Source organism: Sorangium sp. So ce204, from assembly GCF_051526795.1.
Taxonomy (GTDB): domain Bacteria; phylum Myxococcota_A; class Polyangia; order Polyangiales; family Polyangiaceae; genus Sorangium; species Sorangium cellulosum_B.
In genome coordinates this window covers 4,646,320-4,659,279 of sequence record NZ_CP150317.1, presented here as the reverse complement: position 1 = coordinate 4,659,279, position 12,960 = coordinate 4,646,320, and the positions used below count along the sequence as shown (strand labels likewise).

General features: G+C 73.2%; 9 protein-coding genes. 6 read left to right on the top strand and 3 right to left on the bottom strand.

Features of this window, described 5'->3' with window-relative positions; all coding sequences use genetic code 11:
* Positions 1 to 133: 133 nt before the first annotated feature.
* Entirely contained in the window at positions 134 to 1,588 is a 1,455-nt protein-coding gene (glgA, locus tag WMF22_RS17305) for a glycogen synthase GlgA (RefSeq protein ID WP_438036416.1), read from the bottom strand.
* A 229-nt stretch (positions 1,589 to 1,817) separates the two neighbouring features.
* On the opposite strand from glgA, the gene WMF22_RS17300 reads away from it, so the two are divergent.
* The 5 genes from WMF22_RS17300 to WMF22_RS17280 all read left to right on the top strand — a co-directional run bounded on the left by WMF22_RS17300 (position 1,818) and on the right by WMF22_RS17280 (position 9,461).
* Entirely contained in the window at positions 1,818 to 3,017 is a 1,200-nt protein-coding gene (locus WMF22_RS17300) for a vWA domain-containing protein (RefSeq protein WP_438036415.1), read from the top strand.
* An 87-nt stretch (positions 3,018 to 3,104) separates the two neighbouring features.
* Entirely contained in the window at positions 3,105 to 4,157 is a 1,053-nt protein-coding gene (locus WMF22_RS17295) for an RluA family pseudouridine synthase (protein ID WP_438036414.1), read from the top strand.
* A 203-nt stretch (positions 4,158 to 4,360) separates the two neighbouring features.
* Positions 4,361 to 5,299: a hypothetical protein gene (locus WMF22_RS17290; RefSeq protein WP_437300154.1), complete on the top strand. Its 939-nt coding sequence runs from the start codon at positions 4,361 to 4,363 to the stop codon at positions 5,297 to 5,299.
* 111 nt (positions 5,300 to 5,410) lie between these two features.
* Entirely contained in the window at positions 5,411 to 7,360 is a 1,950-nt protein-coding gene (locus tag WMF22_RS17285; RefSeq protein WP_438036413.1) for a molybdopterin-dependent oxidoreductase, read from the top strand.
* Positions 7,361 to 7,514: 154 nt separating this feature from the next.
* Complete coding sequence (locus WMF22_RS17280; RefSeq protein WP_438036412.1) at positions 7,515 to 9,461, top strand: hypothetical protein; 1,947 nt, start codon at positions 7,515 to 7,517, stop codon at positions 9,459 to 9,461.
* A 14-nt stretch (positions 9,462 to 9,475) separates the two neighbouring features.
* On the opposite strand, the gene WMF22_RS17275 is transcribed toward WMF22_RS17280, so the two are convergent.
* Complete coding sequence (locus WMF22_RS17275) at positions 9,476 to 11,059, bottom strand: hypothetical protein (protein WP_437300151.1); 1,584 nt, start codon at positions 11,057 to 11,059, stop codon at positions 9,476 to 9,478.
* A 216-nt stretch (positions 11,060 to 11,275) separates the two neighbouring features.
* Between WMF22_RS17275 and WMF22_RS17270 the strand changes: the two genes are divergently transcribed.
* Entirely contained in the window at positions 11,276 to 11,782 is a 507-nt protein-coding gene (locus tag WMF22_RS17270; protein ID WP_438036411.1) for a DUF4112 domain-containing protein, read from the top strand.
* A gap of 276 nt (positions 11,783 to 12,058) precedes the next feature.
* On the opposite strand, the gene WMF22_RS17265 is transcribed toward WMF22_RS17270, so the two are convergent.
* Complete coding sequence (locus tag WMF22_RS17265) at positions 12,059 to 12,763, bottom strand: Bax inhibitor-1/YccA family protein (protein WP_438036410.1); 705 nt, start codon at positions 12,761 to 12,763, stop codon at positions 12,059 to 12,061.
* Between the last annotated feature and the right edge of the window lie 197 nt (positions 12,764 to 12,960).

Genomic DNA, 12,960 nt, shown 5'->3' with positions numbered 1-12,960 from the left:
CGGGCCGCGCCTTCACGCGGTGTCGCGAGCCGTTTCCGTTCCGCGCGCAGCGCCTCGCGACCGCGCGCAGCGCCTCGCGACCGCGCGCAGCGCCTCGCGACCGCGCGCGGTGCTCGGCGACCGCGCGCGGCGCTCAGCTGGCGAGGGCCTGGCGGTAGACCTGGACGTAGCGGCGCGCGGGGCGGTCCCAGCCGAGGTCGAGGCGCATGATGCGGCGCTGGACCGCGGGCCAGCGGGGCGACGTGAGGGCCGCGAGGGCGCGCTGGACGCCGCCGAGCAGCGACGTGGCCGTCGGCTTGTCGAACAGGAACCCCGTGCCGGTCTCCAGGGCGGCGTCGATGTCGACGATCGTGTCGACGAGGCCTCCGGTCCTGCACGCCACCGGGGCAGCGCCGTAGCGCTGCGCGTACAGCTGCACGAGGCCGCACGGCTCGAAGCGCGACGGCACGACCACGAGGTCGGCCGCGGCCATGAGCCGGTGCACGACGGCCTCGCTCACCCCGCCGAGGAACTTCGCCCGCTCGGGCGCCTTGGCCGCGGCGGCGGAGAGCTTCTCCATGAGCTCGGCGTCGCCCTCACCGGCCACGACGACGCTGACGTCGCCCTTCAGGATCTTCGGCATGGCGTTCGCGAGCAGGTCGCTGCCCTTCTGCGCGACCACCCTGCCGATGGACACGAGGAGCGGGCGATCCGGCCGGATCTCGAGCCCGAGCTCCTGGAGGAGCGCGCTCTTGCAGCGGCCCTTGTTGCTCACGTCCTCCGCGTCGTAACGGGCGATGATGGCCGGATCGGTCATCGGGTTCCAGACGGCGTAGTCGATGCCGTTGACGATGCCGGACAGCTGGTTCGCCCGGGTGCGGAGCACGCCGTCGAGGCGCTCGCCTTGCTTCGGCGTGAGGATCTCGCTCGCGTACGTGGTCGAGACGGTGGTGAGCGCGTCCGCGGCCAGGATGCCGCCCTTGAGGAAATTGAGCTGGCCGTAGAACTCGAGCCGCTCGGGCCGGAAGTGGTCGTCGTCGAGGCCGAGGTAGGCGAGCGCGTCCTTCGGGAAGAGGCCCTGGTGCGCGGCGTTGTGGAGGGTCAGCACGGTCCGGCCAGGCGCGGACTGCTGGTGGCGGAGCAGGTACGGCACCATGGCCGTGGGCCAGTCGTGGGCGTGGACGATGTCGAACGGCGAGCCCGACCGGGCGCGCTGGCGGACGAGCTCCACGACGGCGCGGGAGAACAGGGAGAACCGGCGCGCGTTGTCCTCGTAGTCGCGCCCCTCCTCGCCGTAGATGCCGGGTCGATCGTGGAAGCCTGGTACGTCGAGGACGACGAGCTCCACGCCCGTGCTGAGCCGCCCGTCGAAGAGCGTCACCTGGATCGGCCCGCCCGGCGACACCTTCGCGTCGACCTCGAGCGGCATCGGGGTGAGGCGGCGCGCCATCATCAGCCCGCTCGAGTCGAGCGCCTGGTAGCGCGGCAGCGCGATCGTCACCTTGTGCCCGAGCAGCCGGAGCGCCTTCGAGAGCGACGAAACGACGTCGGCCAGGCCGCCGACCTTGACGATGGGCGCGATCTCGGACGCAGCGAAGAGGATGTCCATGCGGGCGCCGTGTGTAGCACGAACCGGGGCGCGTACAGCGCGGCTCCGAACCCACAGCGGCGCTGAACGCTGGCCAGCGCCCGGGTGTCGCCGCCGAGGCAGCGCCATGCGCGCCGTTTTGGAGCAACTTTCCATCCGCGCCACATCCACTTCCAGGGCCCTACATGCATCCACTTCCAGGGCCCTACATGGCGGAGACAGGCCGTCCTGCCCTGTGTATCGTTTATCCATGCGCAGTACCCTTAATTTTCCCAGGCTTTCCTTGCTCCTCGCCCTCCTCGCCACCGGCGTCGCCGTGAACTGTGGCGGCAAGAACGACGGCGACGGTTCGTCCCAGGGCTCCGGCGGCATCGGTGGCCATGGCGGCAGCGGCGGCGCGGGCGGCGCGGGCGGCGTCGCCGGCCCCGGCTCGGGCTCGGGCTTCGGCGAAGGCGGCGCGGGGCTCGACTTCGCCGGCTCGCACAGCTCGAGCGGCACGGACGGCGGCGGCGGCGGCGCGTGCCAGCAGCTCGACATCACGTTCGAGCCGCAGACGCCGACCGTGATGATCGTCGTCGATCGCTCGGGCAGCATGTACGGCAGCGGCTTCTGGGATCCGCTCAAGACCGCGGTGCTCAGCGTCGTCGACAGGCTGCAGGACCGGGTGCGCTTCGGCTTCGTGACGTTCACCGGGATCGAGAACAGGCAGTGCCCGCTGCTCGCGAGGGCCGACGGCATCGCCCTCAACCACCACGCCGCCATCTCGGCCGCCTACGAAGAGGCCTCCACGGTGCCGCCCGGCAAGCTCGAGACGCCCACCGCCATGACGTTCAACGAGACGGTCGTCCCGGAGCTCCTCGCGTTCCCGGAGCCCGGCCCCAAGTACATCCTGTTCGTCACCGACGGCGAGCCCGATCGCTGCGACGACGTGCGGGCCGAGTGCGCGCGCGACGACGTCGTCGGCGCGGCGCAGGACGCCTACGAGCAGGGCATCGGCACGTTCGTCTTCGGCCTCGGGTCGGGCGCGCTCGCGCAGCACCTGCAGGACGTGGCGAACGCCGGCGCGGGCCAGCCCGTCCAGCGGCCCAGGAGCGGCACGGACGCGGACTGCTTCACCGGCGCAGGCACTTACGCCGACGCCGGCGGCACCGCCACGTACTACACGCCGGACCCCACCGACGCGTCCTCCCTGGAGGACGAGCTCGACGCGGCCATCGCCGGCGTCAAGAGCTGCACCTTCGACCTCCAGGGCTCGATCGAGGTCGACGTCCGCAACGCGTCGCTCGGCCAGGTGCTCCTCGACGGCACGCCCGTGCCCTACGACGCGCAGAACGGCTGGACGATGGAGAGCGCCACGCAGCTCACCCTCGTCGGCGACGCCTGCGAGCAGCTCAAGGACGCGCAGGAGATCTCGTTCGACTTCCCCTGCGAGATCCTCGTCCCCCAGTGACCCCAGCGAACGACGCGCCGACGCGCGCCGCCCCTTTTCCGCGCCACGGGCCGGCGCTTTTGCTAAAGGCCAAGGCCGGCTCGGCCCATGACCAGGATCAGCGCGCGAGAGCTCGCCGGCACGAGCGGCCCCTTCGGCCGCGGCACGCCGGTGGTGCGCCCCGCGGAGGTGCCGGAGGGGTCGGTCGTCACCGTGCTGCGCGTGCCGCCTGAGTCGGCCGGCATGCGGCTCGACCGGTTCGTGCAGACCCAGCTCAAGCGGACGAGCCGCACGCGCGCCGCCGAGATCGTCGCCCGCGGCGCCTACTCGCCCGAGGCGCGGCGCCTGCGCGGCAGCGATCGCGTCCGGCCGGAGCAGTGCATCCTGCTCTGGCGCGAGCCGTGGGACGAGCAGGCGCCCGACACCCCGATCCCGGTCCTCTACGAGGACGACGCGCTGCTCGCCATCGACAAGCCGGCGGGCCTGCCGGTGCACCCCACGGCGCGGTACCACAAGAGCACCGTGATCAAGATGATGGAGGCCGCGCGCCCCGGCGAGCGGCTGTTCCTGGCCCACCGGCTCGACCGGGAGACGAGCGGCGTGCTGCTGCTCTGCCGCACGCCCGAGGCCGATCGGACCGTGAAGGCGCAGTTCGAGGAGCGCACCGGCGTCGTCAAGCGCTACGCCGCGATCGCGTGGGGCTGGCCCGAGCGCGAGACGTTCCGGGTCGAGCTGCCGCTCGAGCTCGACGACGCGAGCCGCTACAAGGTCAAGATGCGGGTCGCGCCGCCGGGCCGCGGCCTCGCGTCGGCCACCGCGTGCGAGGTGCTGGGCCGCCGCGCCGATCCCCTCACCGGCCGGCGCTACGCGCTCGTCCGCTGCACGCTCGAGACCGGCCGGCAGCACCAGATCCGGGTCCACCTCGCGGCGAGCGGCCTCCCGCTCGTCGGCGACAAGCTCTACGGCCCGGACGAGGGCATGTTCGCGCGCGGCGCCGACGGCGTGCTCACCGACGACGACCGCCGCGCGCTCGAGCTCGACCGTCACGCCCTCCACGCCGCGCTCCTTGAGCTCACGCATCCGATGACAGGCGAACGCGTGCGCATCGAGGCGCCGCTCTCGGACGATCTGCGCACCTTCTGGGACGCGCTCGACGCGTGATCCACGCGGAAGGTGGAGGATCCATCGCGGGCCACCCCTCCGCTCGTGTGTGTGCGCGGTGACGCTTGCGGGACGCGATGACACCGGTGGGCGAGGCGGCGCCTGCGGCGCGCCATGGACGCTGCTGACCTGAGCCCCGCGCGAGCGCGCTCGTGCGCCTGCGGATCTTGTGCCGAAGTGCCGACTTACGTACGATGGCCGAGATGACGCGTGCGCGAGACGACCTCGAGGCGCTGCGGGATCCAGCGCTCCGGTCCACACCGCTCGAGGCCGAGAGCACCGCCCAGAGCACGACATCCGGGCCGGCGCCTGGTCCGGGAGAGACGATGCAGGACGCGGCGGCGCCCTCTCCAGGAGAGCCTGCCGGCGCCGGAGAGCCGCGGCAGGCGGGCCCGGAGCGGGCCGCAGCGGCCTCGTCGGCCGGCGCCGCGCCGCTGCAGGCCGACCCGCGGGCCCGGGGCGACGAGAGCCTGGATCGGGAGCGCTACGAGCGGTACGCGATGCCGGCGAGCGATCTGCCCGCGGCCAACGTGCAGGCCTTTCGCGGCGACGCGAGCGGGGTGCTCGCGATCGTCCGGCGCGCCGTGCAGTCCGTCACGCGCGATCCGGCGCGCCACCGGCGCCGGCTGCCGAAGTCCCGCTTCGACGCGATCCGCAGCCTGCCGGAGCTCGCGATGGCGCTCGACTACGCGGTGACGCGCATGCAGCCCGAGAGCGCGCCGCCGCCCGAGATCGTCGAGAAGCTCGATCTGCTCTACGGGGCGCTGCGCCCGACGCTCGCCACGGCCGAGGTGTACTTCCCGCGCAGCATCGTCCCGGAGACCTTCGGCATCGTCCGGCGCGCGCTCGTCGCCGGCGATCCCGCGAGCGCGACGGCCACCATCACCAACCTCATCCTGGACCGGTGGAGCCACGTGCAGAGCCGGATCCCGATCACGAGGGAGGAGCTGACCCAGCTGAACAGCACGGCGAAGTGGCTGCTCAGCAACACGCGCCCGCCGGAGCGGCTCGACTCGAGGGACATCCGCGATCGGCTGTGGTCGCTCCTGCGCGAGCGCTACGAGCAGCTGCGGGCGATCGCCCAGGAGGTCTCGGGCGACGACTCGCGGGAGTACGCGCCCGAGCGGCTCGCGGCCGATTGATCCGGCGCGCGGAGCCGCCCCGGCGCGGCGTGGAAGCCCGGCCAGGTCCGGACGGACGTCCGGGGGGCGGGGCGGGTGTACCGCCCCGCAGGCTCGATCTACGCTGCCGCCATGCAGGAGCTCCGCAAGACGACCTGTAACCGCGACTGCCCCGACGCCTGCAGCATCGTGGCCACCGTGGAGGACGGCCGCGTCGTGCGCCTCGGCGGCGACCCGGACCACCCGATCACGCGGGGCTTCCTCTGCTACCGCACGTCGCGCTTCCTGGAGACCCAGTACTCACCCGAGCGGCTGACGACGCCGCTGCTCCGCAAGGGCGGCGAGCTCACGCCCGTCTCCTGGGAGGAAGCGCTCGACACCGCGGCCGAGCAGCTCCTCACGATCCGGCGCGAGTCGGGCCCGGCCGCGATCTTCCATTACCGGAGCGGCGGCTCGCTCGGGATGCTCACGGGCATCGCCGACGCGTTCTTCGCGCGGTTCGGGCCGGTCACGGTCAAGCGCGGCGACATCTGCTCCGGCGCGGGCGACGCCGCGCAGCTCGCCGATTTCGGGGAAGAGGACAGCCATGACCTCGCCGATCTGCTCAACGCCCGGCACATCCTCCTCTGGGGCAAGAACGTCTTCACCTCGAGCCCTCACACGCTCCCGGTGCTGCGCGAGGCCAAGGCGCGCGGCGCGGAGCTCGTGCTCATCGATCCGGTGCAACACAGGACGGCGTCGCTCTGCGGGGCGTTCTACCAGCCGCGCCCCGGCGGCGACTTCGCGCTCGCGATGGCCGTCGCGCGCGTGCTCTTCGACGAGGGGTGGGCCGATCCGCGCGCCGCGGACTACTGCGATCACCTCGACGCCTTCCGCGCGCTCGCGCGCCGGAGCTCGGTCGCCGCGTGGTGCCGCGAGGCCGACGTGCCCGAGCGCGCGGCCCTGGACCTCGCGCGCCGCCTCGCCGAGAGGCCCACGGCGATCCTCGTGGGCTGGGGCATGGGCCGGCGCACCACGGGCGGCGCGATCGTGCGCGCCCTCGACGCGCTGGGGGCGGTGAGCGGGAACCTCGGCATCCCGGGCGGCGGCGTCTCGTTCTATTTCAAGCGGCGCGGCGCGTTCGACCTCTCGCCGTTCGAGGGCGAGCGCCCGGCGCCCCGCACCGTCTGCGAGCCCCTGCTCGGGCGCGATGTGCTCGGGATGAGCGACCCGCCGATCCGCGCCGTCTGGGTGACCGCGGGCAACCCGGTCGCCATGCTGCCCGAGTCCGACACCGTCGCGGAGGCGCTCCGGACGCGCGACCTCGTCGTCGTTGTCGACTCCTTCCTCACGGACACGGCGCGGGTCGCCCACCTCGTGCTGCCCACGACGACGCTCCTCGAGGCGGACGACGTGGTCGGCGCCTACGGCCACCATTACCTCGGCGTCGCCACGCCCGTGGTCCCGCCCCCGGCCGGGGTGAAGAGCGATCTCGAGATCATGCAGGCGCTCGCGCGGCGCGTGGGCCTCGGCGGCGCGCTCGACGGCAGCGCCCGCGACTGGAAGCGGCGGGTCACCGAGCCCAGGCTCGCGCCGCTCGGTGTCACGCTCGAGACGCTGGAGCGCGGGCCGGTGCGCAACCCGCTGGCGCCGAAGGTGCTGTTCGAGGACCGCAAGTTCCCGACCCCGAGCGGCCGGGTCAACCTCATCACCGAGGCGCCCGAGGAGCGCGAGGATCCCGACGCGAGCGAATACCCGCTGCTGCTCATGGCGCTCTCCACCGAGAAGTCCCAGTCGTCGCAGTGGGCGCGACCCCAGCACGGTCCGGCCGTCGTCACGGTCCACCCGGACGCGGCCGGCGGCGTGCCCGACGGCGGCGCCTGCCGGATCACGTCGCGCGTCGGCGCCATGACGGCGCTGCTCCGCCACGATCCTGCCCAGCGCCGCGACGTCGCGCTCCTCCCGAAGGGAGGCCACCTCCGGGACGGCCGCTGCGCCAACGCGCTGATCACCGCGCGCACCACGGACATCGGCGAGGGCGGCGCGCTCTACGAGGAGCGGGTGCGCGTCGAGCCGATCGACCCGCCGGCGCCCCTGCCCTAGCTCCGCCCGCCAGGGATCCGGAGAGAGATTTCAACGCAAAGTCGCAAAGCCGCAAAGTCGCAAACAAGAACAATGGAGCTCCCGCTCCGGTCGGCCAGGCCGCGCCTGCCGACCCCTCTAGCCCGCGCGGCCGGCGGTCTCTTACGCTCGCGGGATGGCGAGAGAGCTGCCTGCAAGGTTCGGGATCACACCGCACGCGGCGCGCCGCCTGGCGAACCGGCAGATCGCGATCGGCGCGTCGATGGCGCTGGTGGGCGCGGGAGTGAGCGCGACGGGGATCGGCAGCGTCGCGGCCGGGTTGCCCTTCGGGATGGCCGGCGCGCTCATGATCGCGATCGGGCTTCGCGCCCGTTCGATCGGCGTCGCCGTGCAGGTCGTCAACAAGGCGTACAACCTCGCGGCGTCCGGCCAGCGCGAGGACGCCGCCGAGCTGCTCGACTACGCGGAAGCGACATACCGCTCGCGCTACGTCCTGCGCGTCATCGACGTCCAGCGCGCGCTCGCCGCCATGCAGCGCGGCGATCTCGCGGGCGCGCTCGCCCGCGCCGACGCCGCGGTGACCCGCCGCACCGACCCGCTCTCCTTTCACCTGGAGCACGCGACGATCGCCGCGGCGCGCTCGCTGAGGGCCCTGCTCCGCGCCTCGACGAGCGATCGCGACGGCGCCGCGGCGGACATCGAGCTCGTGCGGACGAGCGCCCTGGCGTCGCCCGAAGCGCTCGCCCGCGCGGAGCTCGCGGCCGCGGTGCTCCTGGAGCGCTCGGGCGACAGGGAGGCGCTGCGGGCGCACCTGCTCCGCGAGCGGGGCCTCCTCGTCGAGCACACGCGCCCGCGCGAGCGCGCCCTCGTCCGCGCCTACCAGCGCATGCTGAAGGCGAAGGCGAGCTCGGTCTACCGCACCGGCGCGAAGCGGGAGCCGGAGGCTTCAGGCGAGCTCTCGGCGGCGGACTGGGCGGCGCGCATCTCACCCGACGCGGCGCCGTTCATGCGCGCCCCCGCGCTGGCGGCGGGCGGCGTCGAGGAGCTGTCGCGCGCGGAGGTGGACCGCGCCGACGCCTCCGCGCGCGCCGCGGCGGACGGGCGCGTGGGGAGCAACCGCCAGCCGGTGACGAGGGCGGCGCGCCGCGTGCTGCTCCTGTGGGCGGCCCTGGTGATGCTGTTCCTGGGGGTGTGGCAGCTCTTGAGCTCCGATCGGGCGCCGACGGTGGCGCCCGAGGTCGAGCGCCTGCCAGCGGAGCCGATCGTCGGACCGCTTTCCATCGTCCTGGCGTTGCCGATCCTCTTCATCGTGATGCTCGTCGGGGCCGTGCTCGTGAACATGGCGCGCGCGCGCAAGCTCTCGCAGCGCTTCATGGCCGCCCAGATCGCCGTGGCGAAGGGCGAGGAGCAGCGGGGGAAGGGTGAGATCGAGGCGCTCACGCGAAGCATGGTGCCCGCGGCCGCGGCGCAGGCGCACCTCGCGCTCGCCGAGCTCTCGGAGCGGCGAGGGGAGCTGCCGGCGGCGCTCGCGGCGTGCGAGGCGGGGCTCGCGCGGCTGGGCACCGAGGCGGCGCGCGCGACGGCGGCGGACATCCTGCTGCCTGCGCTCCTGGCCGAGCGCGCGTTCCTGTTCGCGGCGATGGACCGGCGCGCCGACGCGCGCGCCGAGATGGCGCTGCTCGCGGAGCGGTACGCGTCGTACCCGTTCCTGGAGAGGGCCAGGCTGCGGGTGGCGCTCGCGCTGCGCGCGCGGGAGGGCGACATCGCCGGGGCCGCGCGCCTCACCGAGCGGGACGCGGATCTGCCGCTGAACGCGCGCGACGAGCTGCTCGCCGACGTGTGCCGCGCGGCGGCGAGCCCGGGCGCCGCGGGGGCTGGCGAGGTGGAGCGGCTCCGCGAGGAGCTCCGGCTCGACGCCGCGAGCCGGCGCTGGCTCTCGGCGGTCGCGCCGGCGGCGCTCGCGGCGTTCGAGCGCCTGAGGGAGCAAGGCGACGCGGAGGCGCTCGCCGGGGCCGAGGCCCTCGCGGAGACGGAGGCGCTCGCGGAGGCCGAGGCCCTCGCGGAGGCCGAGGCCCTCGCGGAGCGCGCCGGGGTGCGCCCGCGGGACGCCGGGGCGGCGTGAGCGCCGCGCGCCGCTCAGTCTTCTCGAACAGGCGCCCGCATCGGCTCCCTCGGCCTGGTCCGCTCGGGGGGCGCGGCGGCCGAGCCCTCCACGGCGTCGCCGATCTCGCGCGCCACGTCCTCCACGGTGCGCAGGCTGATCCTCCCGGCGACCACCAGGGTCGCGCCGATCTCGCTGCAGTCGATGGGCTCCAGCCGCACCGGCGACGCGAACGCGTTGACGGCCGCCATCTGCCCGGCCGCGTAATCGAGGCGCGCGCCGAACACGAGGTCGCCGTACCGGGTATAGGAGACCAACCCGAGCGACGCGTGGGCGCCGCTCATCCGCTCGAAGAAGAGCTTCGACTCGGCGGACATGGGGCCTCGCAGGCTCGACAGCGCGTTGAAATCGGAGGCGACGCCGCCCACGAGGCTGAGGTCGCGCGTGAGGAACACCTCGGCGCCGAGCCCGACGTTGACGATGGGCGCCGCCGCCTCGACGATGTCGAGGCGGCCCCGCGCCCGGCTCGTCACCGCGCCCCCCGCGATCGCGATCTCCTCGCGATCGGCGGCGATCCGCGCGAACTCGCGCTGGCCCATATAGAAGAAGCCGTCGAGCTCCAGCCGCAGCCTGCTCCACTCCGCGCTCGCGCCGACCGCGACGCGGGCTGGAGAGGGGGCCACGAACTCCCCTTCACCGGCCCAGTAGCGCGCCGCCGCCGTCCCGTCGGCGCGCGTGTCGGCGTAGCTCGCGTCCAGGGAGTCGACGGCGTGAACGCTGGGCGTCCGCAGGCTGATCCCGGCCGAGAACACCCGGTTCAGCCGGTACGTCACGCCGAGGTGCGCCAGGAGGTCCCATGAATCGCCCGAGAGCGCGGCCTGGTAGGTAGCGCTGCTCGCCGAGCCCGCGCTGGTGTCCTCCACGAGGCTGGCGACGCCGAGCGAGCTCGCGTAGCGGGTGCGCACGAGCGAGAGCGAGGCGCCCACGGCGAGGCGCGGGGTGGCGCTGTAGCTCCACGAAGGGCCGGCGCTGAAGCGACCCCACGCGTAGCGGAGCGTCTGTGCCTGGCTCACGCGCCGCGAGGCGGACTCCCCCGAGAATCGCAGCGCGTCGAACCCGAACTCGTTCTCCTCCGTCTTTCCGAGGCAGGCGGCGACGACCTGGCGGCCGACCGGCACCCGCGTCGAATCCGCGCCTCGTGCGCCGCTCTTCCAGTTGAAGAAATAGCATGTCGCGTCGGGGAGGCTGTCCAGCCCATGATCGCTCACCGACGTGCGATCGAGCCGGAGATCGCCGTAGAGGCCGGGGTCGACCGGCCCTGGCTGGTGCCACCGTTGCAGTGTGCGGTGCGCGTAGCGGAAGAACGCCGACGAGAACGCGATGTTCCGGTCCTCGATGCGGACGATCGTGGCTGGGTTCAGGAAGGGCGCGGCGCCGTCGACGCCCAGCACGACCCCCGTGCCCCCCAGGAGCGCCGATCGCCCGCCGAGGAGCGCGGATTCGTACCTTCCCTGCGCGCGCGCCTCGCCTCCGCCGAGCGTCCCGAGCAGCGCGCTGGCGAGGCCGAGCAGCGCTCGGCGCGCTCCGGAGCTGCGAACCAGGGCGCGCGGGCTCGGCATGGCAGGCGCCAGCATGGATCACGGCGCCGTCGCCGCAATGGCGGCAGCGCCCGCCCGCGACCCCCTCTCGAGGCGACGTGCTCCTGCCCGATCCTCGCCCCCGCGCCGCGCGTCCCTGCGACGCCGCCCCGCGGTCTCTCTCTCGAGTCGCCGTTCGAGGGGGCGAGAAGTAAACTGCAACGGATGTCTGATCCGCTTCGCAGAGATGGGTCCGCCATGCCCGTGCCGCCGCTCGCCCCGCTGAAGGCCGTTGATCTCGAGGACGAGCGGCTAAAACGCTTGAACGCCCTCGGGCATTTTCTGGACAACTCGATCCGTATCCCTGGAGTCGGCTACCGGGTCGGCTACGACGCCGTGATCGGGTTGATCCCTGGGGTCGGCGATCTCATCGGTTTCGTGCTCTCGATTTACATCGTGCTCGCGGCGACGCGTTACCGTCTCCCCGCCTCCGCGGTGCTGCGCATGGTGCTCAACGTGGGCCTCGAGACGCTGCTCGGCACGGTCCCACTCGTAGGCGATCTCTTCGATGCGACCTACAAGGCGAACGCGCGCAACCTCGACTTGCTGCGCGCCCACCTCGCAGCGCGAACGCAGGGCGGCGCGCCGCCCTCGAATCTTCGTTTCTACGCCGGCCTGTTCCTGGCGCTCGCAGGCATCCTCGCCCTGGCAGCTCTCATGCTCTTCTCGCTGACGAGAGCGCTACAAGCCCTCTTCGGCTCCTGACGCCCCCTCTCCTCACTCCTCCGCAACGGACGCCCCCTCTCCTCACTCCTCCGCAACGCCCCCCCGCCCGAGTCCCTCTCCGCAACGCCCCCCGCCCGAGTCCCTCTCCGCAACGCCCCCCGCCCGAACCCTTCTCCGCGACGGCCCCCGCCCGAGCGGGGTGCACCCGCACAGGAGACGGGCCCAGATCGGCGTTTTCGGCGCACAGGCGTACTCTCGTACGCCGAGCACCGAAAACGTCGAGGTGGGCCCGTATCCGAAGCGGGTGCGCCCCGCTCAGTCGCGGGAGCTTATGAAGAGACGGAGCACATGCCAGAACAGCATGGCGACCGACGCGAAGAGCTCGAGCGCGGCGCCGACGTACCGGTCCTCGGGGAAGTGGTGCAGGATGTTCGACGTGTCGTAGAGGATGGCGGCCCCAGCGAACGCGACCATGGCGACGCTGAAGAAGGTGCCGAGCTGGAAGCCGAACAGCGCGCCTGCCGCGATGAGGACGAGCGCGCAGATGGCGCCCCAGCGCAGGAGAGCCCCAAGGAACGAGAAATCCTTGCGGGTCACGAACGCGATCGCGGTGAGCCCGGCGAAGCCGGCCATCGTGGCGAGCCCAGCGCTCTGGATCGCGCCGGGAGCGACCATGTCCGCGATGTAAAGGAGCGGCACGAAGACGATCGCCTGGGCGAGCACGAAGCCGCCGAGCGCGGCGTACTGCGCCGGCTTCGAGACCGACGTGTGCGCCGCGCGGCTGGCCAGCCAGCTCACGAGCATGAACGCCCCGAGAACCAGCAGCCAGCTCGTACCCATCATCGCCCTGGCGATGACCGAGGCGACGCCGGTCTTGAACAGCGCGATCTGGATCGCAGCGAAGAGGACGATCGCACCGAACAGGTGGTTGTACGTTCGCACGATGAAGCGCTCGCGCGACTCGGCACCGGCGCGGAGCACCGACGAGCGTGTCCCGTATCCTACGTAGTTCTGGTCCATGTTCCCTCTCTGGTAGGCCTCGACTCTAGCACGTGAAGCACGCCGCATGCCCGCGGCGAGGCGGCCGGGGGACGAGGCGCAGCGCCACGACGCCGCGAGCGCCGGCGCCTGTGCAGGGGCCCTCCGCCGCTCGCCGGCTCCCGGGAAAGCCGGCCGGTCGCAGGTCCCCCACGGCACCGCGCAGGGCCCCCCGGAGC